General features: G+C 32.7%; 14 protein-coding genes. All 14 read left to right on the top strand.

All coding sequences use genetic code 11. The annotated features are described in order from the left end of the window. The first annotated feature begins 4 nt into the window (after nucleotides 1-4). Entirely contained in the window at nucleotides 5-442 is a 438-nt protein-coding gene (locus GQF29_RS03985; RefSeq protein WP_008788064.1) for an ASCH domain-containing protein, read from the top strand. Between the two features lie 12 nt (nucleotides 443-454). Further along, entirely contained in the window at nucleotides 455-1,711 is a 1,257-nt protein-coding gene (purD, locus tag GQF29_RS03980; RefSeq protein ID WP_008788065.1) for a phosphoribosylamine--glycine ligase, read from the top strand. Nucleotides 1,712-1,723: 12 nt separating this feature from the next. Beyond that, a complete protein-coding gene (locus tag GQF29_RS03975; protein WP_008788066.1) occupies nucleotides 1,724-5,479 on the top strand; it encodes a phosphoribosylformylglycinamidine synthase in 3,756 nt (1,251 codons plus the stop codon). Then, nucleotides 5,480-6,862 carry an adenylosuccinate lyase gene (purB, locus tag GQF29_RS03970; RefSeq protein ID WP_008788067.1) on the top strand — a complete coding sequence of 461 codons (1,383 nt, stop codon included), beginning with the start codon at nucleotides 5,480-5,482 and terminating at the stop codon, nucleotides 6,860-6,862. Nucleotides 6,863-7,174: 312 nt separating this feature from the next. Beyond that, nucleotides 7,175-7,645 carry a PTS sugar transporter subunit IIA gene (locus tag GQF29_RS03965; protein ID WP_008788068.1) on the top strand — a complete coding sequence of 157 codons (471 nt, stop codon included), beginning with the start codon at nucleotides 7,175-7,177 and terminating at the stop codon, nucleotides 7,643-7,645. A gap of 136 nt (nucleotides 7,646-7,781) precedes the next feature. Then, nucleotides 7,782-8,612, top strand: a complete 831-nt coding sequence (locus tag GQF29_RS03960) for a PRD domain-containing protein (protein ID WP_008788069.1) — start codon at nucleotides 7,782-7,784, stop codon at nucleotides 8,610-8,612. 92 nt (nucleotides 8,613-8,704) lie between these two features. Next, entirely contained in the window at nucleotides 8,705-9,502 is a 798-nt protein-coding gene (locus GQF29_RS03955; protein WP_008788070.1) for a carbohydrate deacetylase, read from the top strand. Further along, complete coding sequence (locus GQF29_RS03950; protein ID WP_008788071.1) at nucleotides 9,499-10,920, top strand: PTS transporter subunit EIIC; 1,422 nt, start codon at nucleotides 9,499-9,501, stop codon at nucleotides 10,918-10,920. Before GQF29_RS03955 ends, GQF29_RS03950 begins: the two co-directional genes overlap by 4 nt. Before the next feature lie 10 nt (nucleotides 10,921-10,930). Further along, nucleotides 10,931-12,265 (top strand): family 4 glycosyl hydrolase, encoded by a 1,335-nt coding sequence (locus GQF29_RS03945; RefSeq protein ID WP_008788072.1) that lies wholly within the window; start codon nucleotides 10,931-10,933, stop codon nucleotides 12,263-12,265. A 222-nt stretch (nucleotides 12,266-12,487) separates the two neighbouring features. Continuing rightward, on the top strand, nucleotides 12,488-13,975 hold the full coding sequence (glpK, locus tag GQF29_RS03940) for a glycerol kinase GlpK (RefSeq protein ID WP_008788073.1): 1,488 nt from the start codon (nucleotides 12,488-12,490) through the stop codon (nucleotides 13,973-13,975). Between the two features lies 1 nt (nucleotide 13,976). Next, nucleotides 13,977-15,407, top strand: coding sequence for an NAD(P)/FAD-dependent oxidoreductase (locus tag GQF29_RS03935; protein ID WP_008788074.1), 1,431 nt, complete (start codon nucleotides 13,977-13,979; stop codon nucleotides 15,405-15,407). Then, a complete protein-coding gene (locus GQF29_RS03930; RefSeq protein ID WP_008788075.1) occupies nucleotides 15,407-16,657 on the top strand; it encodes an NAD(P)/FAD-dependent oxidoreductase in 1,251 nt (416 codons plus the stop codon). Before GQF29_RS03935 ends, GQF29_RS03930 begins: the two co-directional genes overlap by 1 nt. Next, nucleotides 16,636-17,013: a DUF1667 domain-containing protein gene (locus GQF29_RS03925; RefSeq protein WP_008788076.1), complete on the top strand. Its 378-nt coding sequence runs from the start codon at nucleotides 16,636-16,638 to the stop codon at nucleotides 17,011-17,013. Before GQF29_RS03930 ends, GQF29_RS03925 begins: the two co-directional genes overlap by 22 nt. A gap of 142 nt (nucleotides 17,014-17,155) precedes the next feature. After that, nucleotides 17,156-17,917, top strand: a complete 762-nt coding sequence (locus GQF29_RS03920; RefSeq protein WP_054325403.1) for a ChbG/HpnK family deacetylase — start codon at nucleotides 17,156-17,158, stop codon at nucleotides 17,915-17,917. The last annotated feature ends 329 nt before the right edge of the window (nucleotides 17,918-18,246 follow it).

The following is an 18,246-nucleotide window of genomic DNA, read 5'->3' as shown; positions in this document are numbered from 1 at the left end:
GAGCATGAACGCAGAAGAAATGTGGCAAGCTTTTCCAGATAAAAAGGCTGATGATACTTATTTAGCATGGCAGTATGGTTGTGCTCAAGACAAATTGGCTCAATTAACATTACAAGGAACAAAAACAGCAACAGCTTCCTCTTATCCTGTTTATAAGGCAGAGAATGAACCAGTACCTGCGGTGGGAGATTACAGTATCATATTAGACAGTCAGAATCAAGCTGTGTGTATTATTCAAACAACACAGATTGATATAGTTCCTTTTTATCAGGTTGATGAAGAGCAGGCTTATCTTGAGGGTGAGGGTGACCGTACTCTTACCTATTGGCGAGAAGTTCATAGAACATTTTTTGAAAGTGAAATGCAAAGCATTCATCAGAAGTTTACTGAAGATATGCTTGTTGTTTGTGAAAGATTCAAAATTGTATATCCAAAATCATAAAAGGAGGAAACCATGAAAGTATTAATTATTGGTAGTGGTGGTCGTGAACATGCGATTGCATATGGATTAAATAAAAGTCCTCGTGTTGATGAAATTCATGCTATTCCAGGAAATCCCGGAATTGCTCAAATAGGAACTTGTCATCCTGGGAGTGTAGAAGACTTAGAGGGGATTTTAAAGTTTGTAGAAGATAACAATATCGATTTTACTGTTATTGGTCCAGAAGTCCCATTATGTATGGGGCTTGCAGATTTATTAGAAGAACATGGTCATAAAGTATTTGGTCCAACAAAACATGCTGCAACTTTAGAAGGAAGTAAAGCTTTTTCTAAAGATTTCATGGCAAGACATCATATTCCAACAGCTGCTTATAAAGAAGTAAATACATATGACGAAGCTGTAGCAGCCTTAACATCATTTACTTATCCAGTTGTTGTCAAAGCAGATGGATTAGCTGCTGGTAAGGGTGTTGTGATTTGCGACGATGAAAAAACAGCAATTGAGACATTGAAAGAAATGATGATTGATGGAAGTTTAGATGGTGCTGGAAGTAAAGTTGTGTTAGAGGAATTCTTAACAGGATTTGAATGTTCATTACTTTGCTTTACTGATGGAAAAACAATCGTCCCAATGGTAAGTGCCAAAGATCATAAGCAAATCTATGATGGAAATAAAGGTCCAAATACTGGTGGTATGGGGACTGTATCTCCAAATCCATTCATGCCTGAAGGCATGGATGAAACAATTCAAAAAGATATCCTTGATCCATTTATGGCTGGATTAGCAGAAGATCACATGGACTATCGTGGTGTAGTGTTCATTGGTTTGATGATTGAAGATGGAAAAGCGAAAGTTCTTGAGTTTAATGTCCGTTTTGGTGATCCTGAAACACAGTCTATCTTATTAAGACTTGATAGTGATTTGTTTGATATTATGTATGCAGTGTCAACGTCTACACTTGATAAAGTGAATGTGTCATGGAAGGATGAACATGTTGCTTGTCTGGTTCTCGCAGCTCCAGGGTATCCAGGTAGTTATCCAAAGGGTTCTGTGATAACAGGTTTTGAAAAAGTAGACAATGATATCATTATTTTTCATGCTGGGACTGCTTTTAATGATAAAGATGAAGTTGTCACAAATGGTGGTCGTGTATTAAATATTTGTGCATTAGGGTGTTCTTTAGAAGAAACAAGGGAAAAGGTTTATAAAGCAGCTGAGGTTATTCAGTTTGATGGTCAATATTATCGTAAAGACATTGGTCTAAATTAAAGGAGTGCAAAGATGAGTAAAGTCTATCGAGTTTATGTAGAAAAAAGAAAAGATTATGCTGTAGAAGCAGATGAAATTTTGAATAATTTAAGAACACAATTAAAATTAGATACATTGACATCTTTAAGTGTTGTCAATCGTTATGATGTTCAAGGTGTATCAGTTGATGTTCTCAATCAAGGGATTCCAACGATTTTAAGTGAACCAATGGTTGATGATATTTACAAAGAAGAATATCCTGTATCAGTTGGTGCAAAAATATTTGCAATTGAATTTTTACCTGGTCAATATGATCAAAGAGCTGATGCTTGTGAACAATGTTTTCAGTTATTAACTGGTGAAAAGAATGTGAAAGTTAAGTGTGCAAAATTAATTGTTCTTATTGGTGAATTAACTGATGAACAAGTGAAGTGTGTACAAAATTATTTAATTAATCCAGTTGATCAAAGATTAGCGAGTCTAGAAAAAATGGATGATTTAACTGATAGTGATGTTCATATTGAACATGTTCCAGTCATTACTGGATTTATAAATTATAGTGATGATGAATTAAGACAATTTATTCAAGATAATGGAATGGCAATGAACTTTGATGATTTAAAAGTCACTCAAGATTATTTTAAGAATGAAGAACAAAGAGATCCTACAGAAACTGAATTAAAAGTTCTTGATACATATTGGTCTGATCATTGTCGTCATACAACATTTGCAACAATTATTAGTCAATTAGATATTGAAAATGGGGCATTTAAAGAAATTTTAGAAAAAGATGTTGAAGATTACAAAACATCTCGTCATCTTGTTTATGGAATTGATACAAAACGTCCATTAACTTTAATGGACTTAGCAACAATTTCTATGAAAGAACTTAGAAAAACAGGATATTTAGATGATTTAGAAGTTTCTGAAGAAATTAATGCTTGTTCTGTTGAATTAAAGATTCATACATCTGAAGGAGATGAAGATTGGTTATTAATGTTCAAAAATGAAACACATAACCATCCTACAGAAATTGAACCATTTGGTGGAGCTGCAACATGTTTAGGTGGAGCAATCCGTGATCCATTATCAGGAAGAGCATATGTATATCAATCAATGCGTATTACAGGGGCTGGTGATCCTAGAAAATCACTTGATGAAACAATGAAAGGAAAACTTCCTCAAAGAAAAATCTGTCAGGAAGCTGCTCATGGTTTTTCAAGTTATGGAAATCAAATTGGTCTTACAACAGGTTATGTACATGAAGTTTATGATGATGGATTTGTTGCAAAACGTATGGAACTAGGGGCAGTTGTAGCAGCTGCACCAAAAGATCAAGTCAAACGATTAGAACCATTAAAAGATCATATTGTTTTATTGATAGGTGGTAGAACTGGTCGTGATGGAATTGGTGGGGCTACAGGATCATCAAAATCCCATGAATTAAAAACAACAACAACAGCTGGTGCAGAAGTTCAAAAAGGTAATCCAGTAGAAGAAAGAAAAATTCAAAGATTATTTAGAAACAAAGCTGTTTCTGAAAAAATCGTTCGTTGTAATGATTTTGGAGCTGGTGGTGTTTGTGTAGCTGTTGGTGAACTTGCACCAGGTTTAAATATTAACTTAGATGCAGTTTTAAAGAAATATGAAGGTTTAACTGGGACAGAATTGGCTATTTCTGAGTCTCAAGAACGTATGGCAATTGTTATTGAAGAAAGTGATGAAGCGTTTATTAAACAAGCTTGTATTGATGAAAACTTAGAGGTTGTAAGAGTTGCTACTGTCACTGATAATAATCGTTTAACAATGAGTTATTTAGGTCAAACTATTGTTGATATTGATAGAGCATTCTTAGATAAGAATGGTGCATCAAGATTCCAAGATATTGAAGTGAAACTACCAGACTTTGATAAAACTCCATTTACAAACCAAGCACAAACTTCATTTGTTGAAACATCAAAAGAGGTTTTAAGTCGTTTATCAGTGTGTGGACAAAAAGGTTTGGTTGAAAGATTTGATTCATCAATTGGAAATGGAACAGTATTGTCTCCATTTGGTGGGAAAACATTAAGAACAGAAACAGAAGGTATGGCTGCTTTAATTCCTGTTTTAGGAAAGGAAACAACAACTTGTTCATTAATGAGCCATGGATATAATCCACTTATTTCTAAATGGTCACCATATCATGGTGCAATGTATGCAATTGTAGAATCAGTTGCTAAAATTGTAGCAATGGGTGGAAATTATCATACAATTCGTTTTTCATTCCAGGAATATTTTGAAAAATTATTAGATGTTCCTAGCAAATGGGGGAAACCATTTGCAGCATTACTTGGAGCTTATAGAGTTCAGTCTGAATTAAAATTACCTTCAATTGGTGGTAAAGATTCTATGTCAGGATCATTTGAAGATTTAGATGTACCTCCTACATTGGTATCATTTGCGATCACTGGTGCTGATGTCAAAGATGTTATCACTCCTGAATTAAAAGGTGCTGGACATACATTGGTTGAAGTGATGTTACCAAAGGACAAATTCCATGTTTATGATTTTGATGCTTTAAAAGTACAGTATGATGCTGTTATGAAATTAATGCAAGATGGAAAAGTTTATAGCAGTTATACTGTTAAAGATGGTGGAGTCATTGAAGCAGTTTATAAAATGGCTTTCGGTAATGCAGTGGGTGTAGAACTTGCTGATGTTGCTTTAGAGACATTGATTTGCAAAGATTATGGAAATATTATTTTAGAAGTTGAAGATGATAATGTAGTGACATTAGATCATACAAGAATTATTGGTCATACAAATGATACACATGTTATCTCTTATCAAGATGAATCATTATCATTAGATGATGCTTATGCTATTTATGAAGGTGTTTTGGATGATGTATATCCAACAAAAGAAAAAGCACCAACAACTGATATGATGATGAAAGATTGTGATGAAAGAACAGTTTTACATGCTTCAAAAATTTATGATGAAGTGAATGTTGTCATTCCAGTTTTCCCTGGAACAAACTGTGAGTATGATTCAAAGCGTGCTTTTGAAAAAGCGGGAGCAAATGTCCAATTGGTATTAATTAGAAATAAAACTGAAGAAGATATTAAGAAATCTGTTGATGAATTAGAAGCGGCTATTCAAAAGGCACAAATTATTATGTTACCTGGAGGATTCTCTGCAGGTGATGAACCAGAAGGATCAGGTAAATTTATTGCAACTGTATTAAGAAATCCAAAATTGAAAGATGCAATTACTGATTTGCTAGATAATCGTGAAGGATTAATGATTGGTATTTGTAATGGATTCCAAGCTTTAGTTAAATTAGGACTTCTTCCATATGGTCGTATTAAAACTATGGATAAAGATGACCCAACACTTACTTTCAATACTATTGGACGACACTTATCACAGATGGTTGATACAAGAATCTGCTCTGTAAAATCTCCTTGGTTAGCAAATGTGAATGTTGGAGATATTCATACAGTACCAATTTCTCATGGAGAAGGACGATTTGTGGCACCAGTAGAAGTTATTGAAGAATTATTCAATAATGGTCAGGTCTTTACACAATATGTAGATACAGATGGAAAACCAACAATGGAATCGCCATATAATCCAAATGGATCATTATGTGCAATTGAAGGTATATTATCTGCAGATGGTCGTGTTATTGGTAAGATGGCACATAGTGAACGTCAAGGTGAAAATAGAAATAAGAATATTTATGGTGAAATGGACCAAAAAATATTTGAAGCTGGTGTAAAATATTTTAAAGGTGGTAAATAAATGAAGAGACAAGAATTTGAAAGTATGACTCTTTGTCCATTGGATGGACGTTATTCAGGAATTAAAGATGCTTTAGGTGAATACTTTTCTGAATATGCTTTGGTTAAGTATAGAGTTTTTGTTGAAATTCAATGGTTAAAATTTTTAATTAATAATATTGATAATGATATCTTAGCTAAATTTAATCAAGCTGATATGAGTCAAATTGAAGCGATTTCTAAGAATTTTAATTATGATTCATTTGCTAGTATTAAAGACATTGAGGCAACAACACGTCATGATGTCAAAGCTGTTGAATATTTTATTGGAAATGCATTAAAAGATATGGGATATGATTATTTAATCAGTTTTGTTCATATTGGATGTACTTCTGAAGATATTAACAATACATCTTATGCATGTATGTTAAAATATGGTTTAAAAGATGTTTGGTTACCTAAAGCTAAAGAATTTGCTAATATGATTAATCAATGGGCAGTTGAACATAAAGATGATGCAATGCTAGCTCATACACATGGACAACCAGCTACACCAACAACAATTGGTAAAGAATTTAAGGTTTATGCTTATCGTTTGATGTCAAGTATTGAGAATATTGAAAGCATTCAAATTAAAGCAAAGTTTAATGGAGCAACTGGAAATTATAGTGCTATTTTAACAGCTTTTCCTAATGTTGATTGGCAAACTATGGCTAAGAAATTTGTAGAAGAATATTTAGGATTAACTTTTAATCCTTTAACAACTCAAATTGAAAGTCATGATTATACTTGTCATATTCTTGATGGTATTCGTCATTTTAACAATGTATTGGTTGATTTTGATGTCGATATGTGGCTATACATTTCAATGGAATACTTTAAACAAATTCCTGTGAAAGGCGAAGTTGGAAGTAGTACTATGCCTCATAAAGTCAATCCAATTCGTTTTGAGAATAGTGAAGCAAATATTGATATGTCAAACAATATCTGTGTAGCTTTATCTAATAAACTTCCTAAATCACGTATGCAAAGAGATTTATCTGACTCTTCATCTCAAAGAAATTTAGGATTAGCGTTTGGATATTCATTACAAGCTATTCATGAAACAATGAATGGTTTAGCAAAATGTGTTGTCAACAAAGAAAAACTAGCTGCTGATTTAAATGAAAAATGGGAAGTTTTAGCTGAACCGATTCAAACCATGTTAAGAAAATATGGGAGATCAGATGCTTATGATACATTAAAAGCATTAACAAGAGGAAAGAGTATTTCTAAAGAAGATATTATTAAGTTTGCTGAAGGACTTGATATTTTATCTGATGAAGATCGTGAAACTCTTATTCATATGACGCCTGCTTCTTATATTGGCTTAGCTGATGTATTAGTTGACTTAAAATTGAAATAAATGATTAAGCATTCCTACTTAGGAATGTTTTTTCTATATGTCTGAAATGATTGAATAAAATATGTATTAAATGTTGGTATTATATAAAATTTTCATGTTCATTAATAATAACATGAATGTGTGATATGATATGTTAAAGGAAGTGAATTGTACCAGTACCAAAAAGTCTTTTTGTTTATAAAAGATAAAAAAAGATTGACACTATGTAAACGCTTTGATAATATATAAGTGTAAAAAAGATTTGTAACTATTCAATTAGGCAAAGTATTCTTTTATAGAGTGCTTTGTCTTATTTTATTTTGGAGGTTGTTTATGTTTAATATATTTAAAAAAGAGAAGAAGATTGTTGCTCCAGTATCTGGCAAACTGATGAAATTGTCAGATGTCAAAGATGAAGTATTTGCATCTGGAATGATGGGAATAGGGGTTGCAATTGATCCAGTAGAAAATATTTTTGTTGCTCCTGCAGATGGGAAAATCACTTTAATTGCTGAAACAAAGCATGCTTTTGGTATGCAACTAGATAATGGATTAGAAATTCTTATTCATATAGGATTAGATACTGCATTAAGCCAAGGTGAAGGATTTCATGTTTTAGCAAATGTTGGTGATGTTGTCAAACAAGGAGTACCAATTATTGAAGCAGATTTTGAATTCTTTAAAAACAAAGGCAATACATTAGAAACACCAGTTATTATTTTGAATAGTGATGATTATAAAATAGAACTCATAACTGATGTGATAAAATGTCTTGCTGGTGAAACAACGATTATGAAGTACTAAATAAAAGTTGACAAGAAAAAAGGCATATTATATGATTAAATAAAGTATTAGGATTGTAACTGATAAGGCAGGCAACACCTATAGAATAAACAATATGATTTGTTTATTTATAGGTGTTCTTTTATTAGGAGGGCTTATGAAAATTTTGAAAATATACAACAATAATGTTGTAAGCTGCTGTAATTTAAAAGGTGAAGAGATGATTGTCACTGGTGCAGGAGTTGGTTATAAAAAGAAGATTGGTGATCAGATAGATAAAGCAAGAATTACACAACAATTTTATTTGGAAGATGATAAAAAGAAGAAAATAAATCAACTTTTAGCAAGAGTGCCTACTGAATATTTTAGTTTATCTGATCAAATTCTTAGACAAGCAAAGCAGAGATTTGGAAAGAAAATCAGTTTAGCTTTCTTTATTCAATTTACTGATCACTTAGCTGCAGCAATAGAAAGAGCGAAACAGAATATCTCACTTCCTAATCTCACTTTGATGGAGATTAAAACAATTTGGAAAGAAGAGTTTGAATTTAGTTTATGGATTATTGATTATATTGAACAACAATTAGATGTCAAACTCTCTATTGATGAAGCTGGTTATTTTGCAGTTTATTTTGTTACAGAAACTGAGGATGAAAAAGCAACAAAATCAATGGAATTGGTTCAGATGGTTATAGATATTGTTAAAATTATAGAGAATAGTTTTCATATAACATTAGATAAAAGTTCTCTTAATTATATGAGACTTATTACTCATCTTCGGTTTTTTATAGGAAGAATTAGAAATGGTGAAGTACATGATAGTTATACGAATGAAGGGATTTATTTATTATTAATTAAAAACAATCCCCAACTTGTACAATGTGAGAAAAAGATTGTGAGATATATTAAGAATGAACTTGATTATGATGTGGATCAAGCTGAAATTGTATATCTGATGATACATATGACCCAAATATTAGGTCAATAGGATTGTAACTGATAAAGCAGGCAAAACCTAGAATATAAGATACATACGTATTTTATATTTTGGGTTTTTTGTTTAGAGAGAGGAGAGAAAAAATGAGAAAATTAATTAATAACGCAGATGATTTTGGTTATTCTCATGCTATTAATTATGGAATTATTGATAGCTATTTAGATGGGATTTTAACGTCTACAACGTTAATGCCAGGAATGCCAGGATTTCAACATGCAGTCGCTTTAGCAAAACAAAATCCAGGTTTAGGAATTGGTATTCATTTGACACTAACATGTGGAAAGCCTGTTATGGAAGGCCATCAAACACTTGTTGATGAAAAAGGTTATTTTAAAAAGTTATCTTTTTACAATGATGAAACAACATCTGTTGATGAAGAGGAAGTGTATAAAGAATGGAAAACTCAAATTGAGAAGGTCTATGCCAATGGAATTGTTCCAACACATTTAGATTCACATCACCATATTCATACATTTAAAAATAATCCTGATATAGTCAAAAGACTATCTAAAGAATATGGATTACCAGTTCGTAATTCATTTGGAGACCCTTTTGTATTGAAACAAGATGATATCAAATGTAATGATGTTTTAATTGATCCATGGTCAACCAATAAAGAAGAGATTTTAAATTGTAAAGAACAGGGTATTGCTTTGGCTAAAGAAATGTGTTGTTTATTAGAACAGGTTGGAGATGCTAGGGTTATAGAGGTGATGTGGCATCCTGCTTATTTAGATTATAAAATTGTGACAGAATCAAGTTTTGCTTATCCAAGAATTATAGAATGTGAAGCAATAAAAAATAATGAATTGACAAAGTATGTAAAAGAACATTTTGAATTATGTACTTATCAAGATATAGAAAAGGAGAGAGGAAAATGATGAATAAAATTTTAAAACAGTTATCAAAGTTAGGTAAAGCAATGCTCATTCCAATTGCTGCAACACCTGCGGCAGGATTATTAGCACGTTTAAGTGCTCCAGATTTACTTAACTTACCTATTCTTGAAACAGCTTCATGGGTTGTTTTTGGAATGATGGATGTCTTATTTGCAATTGGTGCAGTTATTGCTTATGCGAAAACAAAGGATAAAACAACACCAATCTTAGGAGCAGTAATCTCATTATCAGTATTCAAAGCTGTTTTAACAGCCATGAATGAAACAATTAGTATGGGGGTCTTTGCCGGAATTGTTGTAGGAACTGTAACAGCAATTATTTATAACTATAGTCGAGAATGGAAAACACCACAAATGTTCTCATTCTTTACAGGTGATAAATTTGTTGTCACATTAGCACCAATCGCAATGATTCCACTGGGAATCGCATTTAGTTATATTTGGGTGCCTTGTCAGGCAGGACTCAATAGCTTTGGATTATGGATTGCAGGAGCAGGTGCTCTTGGAATATTTGTCTTTGGTTTAACAAATCGTTTATTGATTCCAGTCGGATTACATCATGTTGTTAACACTTATATTTACTATGAGTTAGGTACATTTGTCACTGCAAGTGGAGAAGTTGTTAAAGGTGAAATTCCAAGATTCCTAGCTGGTGATCCAACTGCAGGGTTATTCTTAGCAATGTTCTTTATCCCAATGATGTTTGGTTTACCAGGTGCTTGTGCAGCAATTTATAAAACTGCTAAAGAAAAAAATAAAGCAAAAACGAAATCATTAATGACTTCAGGAGCTTTGACAACTTTTGTAGCTGGTATTACAGAGCCTGTTGAATTCTCATTTATGTTTGTTGCACCTCGTTTGTATGCTTTTCATGCAGTGCTTACAGGGGCAGCAGGAGCAATTCTTTACTTATTAGATGTTCATTTAGGAATGTCAATTAATTTCTGTGTGATTGATTTTGTATTAAACTTTAATATGGGAACGAATGCTTGGATTATTATACCAGTCGGAATTGTTTTCTTCTTTATTTATTATTTTGGCTTCAAATTTATGATTGAAAAAGGTGATTTGAAGACACCAGGTAGAGAAGATGAACTTGAATTTCAGGAAGATGAAGTTTCAGCTGATGAAATGAATATAAAACTTGAACATACAAATTATCAGTATATGGCAAAAAAGATACTTCAAAATGTTGGTGGTAAAGAAAATGTGGAAGAAGTAGAGAACTGTGTAACCCGTTTACGTTTAGAGTTAAAAGATGGTTCTCTAGTCAATGAAGAGAATATTAAAAAAACAGGTGCTAAAGGTGTCATCAGATTTAGTGATACATCTGTTCAGATTATTATTGGTACTGAAGTTAATAAAGTTGCTAAAGAATTTAAAGCAATGTTAGATGAATAGGAGATAAAAGATGGGAAATAAATTTGTTATTATTGGAGCTGGTTCAACACATACTCCTGGAATTATTGGTTCACTTGTAGAAAAAGCAGATGAAATACAATTAACAGAACTTTGTTTACATGATATTGATTATGAAAGAGTTTATCATATGGGTGAGTTTAGTAAAATTTATATGTCAGAAAGAAGAAATGATATTAAGACAAGCTGGACTACCGATTTAAAAGAAGCTTTGAGTGAAGCAGATTATGTATTTATTCAAATTAGACCTGGGCGAAATGAACAAAGAGCTATTGATGAACATACTTGTTATAAACATGGACTTATTGGTCAAGAAACTTGTGGGTTAGGGGGATTCGCTTTTGCTTTAAGAACAATTCCTGCTATTTTAGAAATAGTGAAAACAGCTTTAGAAGTTTGTCCTCAAGCATGGTTATTAAACTACTCAAATCCAGAGGCAATGGTATCAGAGGCTGTTTATAGAACTTATCCACAAGCAAAGATGTTGTGTATTTGTGATATGCCTATTTCACAACAAGAACAAGTTGCTGAGTACTTTGGATATGATGAAAAAGATTTAACTTTTAAATATTTTGGACTTAACCATTTTGGTTGGTTTACAAATGTTTATAATAAAGAAGGTAAGGATTTACTACCACAATTAAGAGAAGATGTTGTGAGTGGTAAAATGACAGGTTTTAATGCAGTTCAGGATGAAGGAAAATTAGATGATTATTGGTTTAAAACATTTAATAATGTTATTAAAGGGTTTAAAGCATATCCTGACTTTCTACCACTATGTTATTTACAATACTATTATTTCCATGATGAAATGTTAGAACAATTTGATCATGAATTTACGAGAGCAGATTCAGTTTTAGCTGGTAGAGAAATAACAGTGTATCAAGAATGTCGTAGAGTTATTGAAAATAAGAGTGCTAAAGATTCTTATTTAGTCGCAGGAGTTCATGGAAATTATATTGTGAATTTAGCAAGTTCTATTATTAACGACAAGAAAGAAAGGTTTATCGTAAATGTTATGAACAATGGTGCGATTGGAAACTTTAATCATGATGCGGTTGTAGAAGTTCCGTGTTATGTTGGTGCAGCAGGAATTGAACCAGTTGCAGTGGGTTATATTCCTCAATTTCATAAATCATTAATGGAAGCACAAAAAGGTTATGAAAAACTTGCTGTTGAAGCATGTTTAGAAGGATCGCAGGAAAAAGCATTACAAGCCATCTTATTAAACAAAACGGTTCCTTCTTATCGTAAAGGTAAAGAAATATTAGATGAGTTTTTAGAATTGAATAAAGACTATTGGAATCCGAAGTTCTATAATAAATAATATATGATATGTTTGTATATATGACCTCCCAATATGAATAATACAGACATAATCTCATCAATGAGTAATAAGATAGAAAAGACCAAACATGTTATAAAGTGTTTGGTCTTTAGACTATTACCTAAGAAATTTTACATACGTATTTTTCTTTGGATAGAATATGTCTTTTGATTGTTTCAGGTAAGAAATTGTGATTTAATTAAATTAAGGTAGGTGGAATATATGGAAAAATATATCCTTGCAATTGACCAAGGAACAACGAGTACCAGAACAATTTTATATAACCATAACTCTGAAGTTGTGATGTCTTCCCAAAGAGAATTTCAACAGTTTTTTCCTCATCCAGGCTGGGTAGAACATGATGCCAATGAAATCTGGTTATCAACATTAGCGGTGATGACAGAGACGATTCAAATGTCAGGAATTAAACCTGAGCAGGTTGCAGGAATAGGGATTACAAATCAAAGAGAAACAACCGTTGTTTGGGATCGCAATACAGGCATTCCTGTTTATCATGCGATTGTTTGGCAATCTCGTCAAAGTGATGAAATTTGTCAACGCTTAAAAGATGCTGGACGAGAAGACATTATCCGTAAAAAGACAGGATTGCTTTTAGATCCTTACTTTTCTGCTACAAAGCTTGTATGGATATTCGAAAATGTACCAGGAGTGAAAGACAAAGCACTCAATGGTGAATTGATGTTTGGAACGATTGATTCATGGCTTGTCTATAAACTCAGTGGTGGAAAACGTCATATTACTGATGTTACGAATGCTTCAAGGACATTGCTCTATAATATTTATGAACAATGCTGGGATCAAGAACTGTTAGAGTTGTTTGGTATTCCAGATAGTATGTTGCCAGAGGTTGTGTCTTCAAGTGAAGTTTATTGTTGTACAGCTCCTTATCATTTTTATAATCATGAAGTTCCTATTGCTGCAATGATAGGTGATCAGCAAGCTGCCTTATTTGGTCAGAATTGTTTTGAAAAAGGGAAAATGAAAAACACATATGGAACAGGTGGGTTCTTGTTGATGAATACAGGAGAGCATGCTGTTCAATCAAATCATGGCTTATTAACAACAATCGCTTGGAAGTTAAATGGCGAAACAAAATATGCGCTTGAAGGAAGTATTTTTGTCTCAGGAAGTTTAATTCAGTGGTTACGTGACGGCCTTCACATTATACACAAAGCAAGTGAAACAGAAGCAATGGCTTTTTCAGTTAAAGATAGTGATGGTGTTGTGATTGTTCCTGCTTTTACTGGGTTAGGAGCTCCCTACTGGGATGATCAGGCCCGTGGTTCTATTGTTGGAATTACACGTGGGACAACCAAAGAACATTTAGCAAGAGCAGCCCTAGAAGCAATGTGCTATCAAAGTAAAGATTTGGTATTAGCTATGCAACAGGATACAAATATAAAAATTAAGGAACTTTTTGTAGATGGTGGTGCAACTGAGAATAAATTCCTTTTACAATGCCAAAGTGATATTTTACAAATTCCAGTAACACGTTTAAAAGTGAATGAGACAACAGCTTTAGGAGCAGCTCATCTAGCAGGGCTTGCTGTTGGCTATTGGACAATGAATGATTTTCAAGCAGATGTCCTAGCAACCTATCAACCAAAAATAGATAAACAATTATCTCATCATATGTATCAGCGTTGGCAAAAAGCAGTAAAAAGCTGTCAAGCTTTTGAGGAGGATTAAAGTGAAAGATATTGTGATTATTGGATGTGGAATTACAGGAAGTTTAATCGCTCATGAATTGTCAAAGTATCAATTGGATGTTGCTGTTTTAGAAAAGAATAATGATGTTGCTTTGGAGTCTACTGGGGCAAATAGTGCTATTATTCATTCAGGTCATGATCCGAAACCTGGAACTTTAAAGGCAAGATTTAATTTAGAAGGAAATCGTATGTTTCCAGATTTATGTAATGAATTACAAGTTGACTATCAACAAATTGGTGCCTTTGTTGTTTCAACAAGTGATGAGGAATCACAAACTTTAGACCGACTTGAAAAGCAAGCGATAGAAAGGAAAATTCCTTATACAAGATTGAATCGACAACAGATTATATCAGAAGAACCACATATTGGAGATACTGTTATAGAAGCTTTATCACTTCCAACAACAGGAATTATTACACCTTGGAAAGTCACGATTGCAGCTATAGAAGAAGCAATGGAAAATGGCGTTGAACTTTTCTTAAATCATGAAGTCAAAGGAATTAAAGAAATTAATGAGGGATATCGGATTTTTACAAATAAAGGTTCTATTGATGCAAAAATGGTGATGAATGCTGCTGGTGTCTATGCAGATACGATTGCAAGTTATCTCGAAAATACACATTATCACATCACACCTCGAAGAGGTGAATATTATATTCTTGGAAAATTAACTGAACCAATTGTGAATCATATTATTTATCCAACTCCCTCTTCAAAAGGAAAAGGTGTTTTGGTTGTTCCTACAATTCATGGGAATGTCTTACTGGGTCCTAACAGCGAACCTATATCTGATAAAGATGATGTTTCAACAACTCATGCTTTAGATGAAGTGAAAAAGAATGTTGTAAAAACAGTGAAAGATATTCCCTTTCAAAAAATCATTAGAACATTTTCAGGTCTTCGACCAACAGGAAATACAGGGGATTTTGTGATTGAAGAAGATTCTCATTATAAAAATTTTATTCATGTTTCTTGTATAGAATCACCAGGCTTAACAGCATCGCCTGCAATTGCTAAATATGTGAAAGACACATTTGTAGCAAAAAGATTTCAAATGATAAAGAAAGACCATTATCAAAAACGTCGACCTGATATTGTTTTAGAACATCTTTCGCCAACTGAAAAAAATCAGTTGATACAAAAAGATTCACGTTTTGGAAAAATAATTTGTCGTTGTGAAAAGATTAGTGAAGGTGAAATTGTTGATGTCATTCATCGCTATGCTGGTGCCACAACAATTGATGGTGTGAAGAAGCGTTGTCGACCAGGAATGGGAGGTTGCCAGGGAGGATTTTGTTCACCAGAAGTCCTGACCATACTTGCCAGAGAACTTCATAAAGATAAACAAAGTATTGAATATAAAGGGCAACATACAGAAATTTTACCCGCTAAGGCAAAGGAGGCACTTTAATGGAAACACATGATATAGTGATTATTGGTGGCGGAAGTGCTGGACTGGCAGCAGCTTATGAAGCGAGTCAAAATGGGTGCCATGATGTTTTAATTATTGAACAAGGTGTTGAATGTGGGGGAATTTTACAACAATGTATCCACAATGGTTTTGGGCTTCATACTTTTAAAGAAGAATTGAGTGGACCAGGTTACGCCCAGCGTTTTATTGATCGTGTGGAGGATAATCCGGATATTGAAATTTGGTTAGAGAGTACTGTCATTGAGATGCGAGATGATCGAACACTAACTGTTGTTTCTCCAAAAAAAGGATATATTGAGATTCAAGCAAAAGCCATTATTTTAGCTATGGGTTGTCGTGAAAGAACACGTGGTGCTATTGATATTAAAGGAACACGTCCAAATGGAATTTATAATGCTGGACAAGCCCAAAAATTTTTGAATCTTGATGGCTATTTAGTTGGGAAAAAAGTCTTTATTTTAGGAAGTGGAGATATTGGTTTAATTATGGCAAGGAGAATGACACTTGAGGGTGCAAAGGTTTTAGGAGTTGCTGAGGTAATGCCTTATTCTAATGGGTTGGCACGAAATATCAAACAATGTCTTGAAGACTTTGATATTCCTCTTTATTTAAGTCATACAATAACAAAAATAGTTGGAAAAGATAACCTTGAAAAGGTGATTATTTCAGCTGTCGATGAAAAGCGTCAAATTATACCTGATACTGAAAAAGAGTTTGAGGTTGATACTTTATTATTATCAGTTGGTCTGATACCAGAAAATAAATTAAGTGAGGATGCTGGTATCAAAATTCATCCCCAAACAAAAGGGGCTATTGTTGATGAATGTTATATGACATCCATTCCTGGTATTTTTGCATGTGGTAATGTTTTACATGTTCACGATCTTGTTGACTTTGTGACATCTGAAGCCAATAAAGCAGGTTATTATGCAGTTCAATATATCTCAGGAAAAACTACGACTGGAAATGTTTTCAATCAAATTGCTAAAGATGGAATTTCTTATGTTTTACCTCAAATCATCCATGAACATGCTCAAGGAGATATAGAATGCTCATTAAGGGTACAGGCACCACATAAGAATTGTCAAATTATTATAAAAAGTGGTGAATTTCAAAAGATTGTGAAAAAACGCAGTGTTGCACCAGCAGAAATGGAAAAAGTCGTTTTAAAAGCTAGTGATTTGTCACAAATTCAAGGAGATATAGAATGGGAAGTGAAAGTATGTTAAAAGAGATGGTTTGTATCACTTGTCCAATTGGCTGTCATCTAACAATCAGGCAAGATGGTGAAGAAATTGAAGTGAGTGGAAATACTTGTCCAAGAGGTAAGCAGTATGCAATTGCTGAAATGACTCATCCAACACGTATGTTAACAACAACGGTTGTGATTAAAAATGCTATTTATCATCAAATACCAGTTATATCTTCTGCTCCAATACCATTTGATAAGATAGAAGAAACAATGAAATTACTTAAAGAAGTTGTTGTGACTGCTCCTGTTCATGAAAAAGATATTATTGTCAAAGATATTTTTGGATTAGGTATTGATATGATTGCCAGTCGCAGTATGAAGAGAGTTGATTAAAGAACTCATTTTGTTTATGAGGACATACATTAAGATTAAATTTGAAAGACGATTAGTGTTAACGAGGAATATGTTTTGTAGATATTATGAATGAAAAATATATCAATAAAGATATAATTCTAAGAAAGAATAGAGGTAGTATATGAAAAAATTATTAGTACGTGGTGATGATTTAGGATATAGTGAAGGTGTGACTTTGGGAATGCTATCAGCTTATGAAAAAGGTATTGTCAATAGTATGGCCATTATGATCAATATGCCTTATGCTAAAGAAGCTATCCTACTTGCAAAGAAACATAAAGGATTATGCTTAGGTTTGCATGTAAATGTAACCAATGGAAAAGCATTAGCACCAATTGATCAAATTCCAACATTAGTTGATGAAAATGGTGTTTTTATCTCTAGTCGTTTCAGAAGAGAACAGCTTATTAAAGGTGAAGTATTATTTAATGAAGATGAAGCATATTTAGAAGCAAAGTATCAAATAGAAAGATATATTGACTGGGTAGGACAGTTACCTGAGTATATTGACTTACATGTTTTAGAAGTTCCAGAACTCATTAATGCAGTTTTAAGAGTTTATCAAGAATATCAGGTTCCAGTATGCATATATGATAAATGTTTTGATAAGTCTATTCATGAGCAAGCAATGAAACAATATGAATATTATCAACAACATAATAACCATTTTGAAGATATGTTTATAAAGGGAGATTATCAAATAAAAGATGGATTGAATTTACTTGTGACACATCCAGGATTTATTGATTATGATTTATCAGTGACTTCATCAATGATAGATGAACGTTTAAAAGATTATACCTTGGTAACAAGTACAAAATTAAAAGAATGGTTAGATCAAGAAGGGGTAGAAGTGATTTCATTTAGAGATTTGGTCAAATAATTTAAACAGGTTTATGTGTTTAATCAATTTTATCACAAAGTGCAGAAATTCTTGGAGTCAAATGAATAGATATCATGAATATCTGTTTGTTTGACTTCTTTTTTTTAAAAAGATGCAAAAAAGTATGTTACATATGACAGGGAGCAAGAAGTTGGTCGTAGACTTCTTGCATCTTTTACAAGATAGGCAAAATATGTAATATAAGATGTTTACAAGGATAATTCACTATATATTTTAAGACAATAAACTATATAGACAAATGTATTCTTTATTTATAAGAGACTTTTTTCCCGTTAAAAAACAAAAAGAGACTTAATTATGATAAGATG

This window comes from Coprobacillus cateniformis (assembly GCF_009767585.1).
Lineage (GTDB): Bacteria > Bacillota_I > Bacilli_A > Erysipelotrichales > Coprobacillaceae > Coprobacillus > Coprobacillus cateniformis.
The sequence above is the reverse complement of the archived record's forward strand: the minus strand, read 5'-3'. Positions and strand labels throughout refer to the sequence as shown.

Bases quoted from the DNA above. Each gene is read 5' to 3' on its own strand.
- GQF29_RS03985 (WP_008788064.1), top strand. From the start codon at position 5: ATGAACGCAGAAGAAATGTGGCAAGCTTTTCCAGATAAAAAGGCTGAT.
- purD (WP_008788065.1), top strand. From the start codon at position 455: ATGAAAGTATTAATTATTGGTAGTGGTGGTCGTGAACATGCGATTGCA.
- GQF29_RS03975 (WP_008788066.1), top strand. From the start codon at position 1,724: ATGAGTAAAGTCTATCGAGTTTATGTAGAAAAAAGAAAAGATTATGCT.
- purB (WP_008788067.1), top strand. From the start codon at position 5,480: ATGAAGAGACAAGAATTTGAAAGTATGACTCTTTGTCCATTGGATGGA.
- GQF29_RS03965 (WP_008788068.1), top strand. From the start codon at position 7,175: ATGTTTAATATATTTAAAAAAGAGAAGAAGATTGTTGCTCCAGTATCT.
- GQF29_RS03960 (WP_008788069.1), top strand. From the start codon at position 7,782: ATGAAAATTTTGAAAATATACAACAATAATGTTGTAAGCTGCTGTAAT.
- GQF29_RS03955 (WP_008788070.1), top strand. From the start codon at position 8,705: ATGAGAAAATTAATTAATAACGCAGATGATTTTGGTTATTCTCATGCT.
- GQF29_RS03950 (WP_008788071.1), top strand. From the start codon at position 9,499: ATGATGAATAAAATTTTAAAACAGTTATCAAAGTTAGGTAAAGCAATG.
- GQF29_RS03945 (WP_008788072.1), top strand. From the start codon at position 10,931: ATGGGAAATAAATTTGTTATTATTGGAGCTGGTTCAACACATACTCCT.
- glpK (WP_008788073.1), top strand. From the start codon at position 12,488: ATGGAAAAATATATCCTTGCAATTGACCAAGGAACAACGAGTACCAGA.
- GQF29_RS03930 (WP_008788075.1), top strand. From the start codon at position 15,407: ATGGAAACACATGATATAGTGATTATTGGTGGCGGAAGTGCTGGACTG.
- GQF29_RS03925 (WP_008788076.1), top strand. From the start codon at position 16,636: ATGGGAAGTGAAAGTATGTTAAAAGAGATGGTTTGTATCACTTGTCCA.
- GQF29_RS03920 (WP_054325403.1), top strand. From the start codon at position 17,156: ATGAAAAAATTATTAGTACGTGGTGATGATTTAGGATATAGTGAAGGT.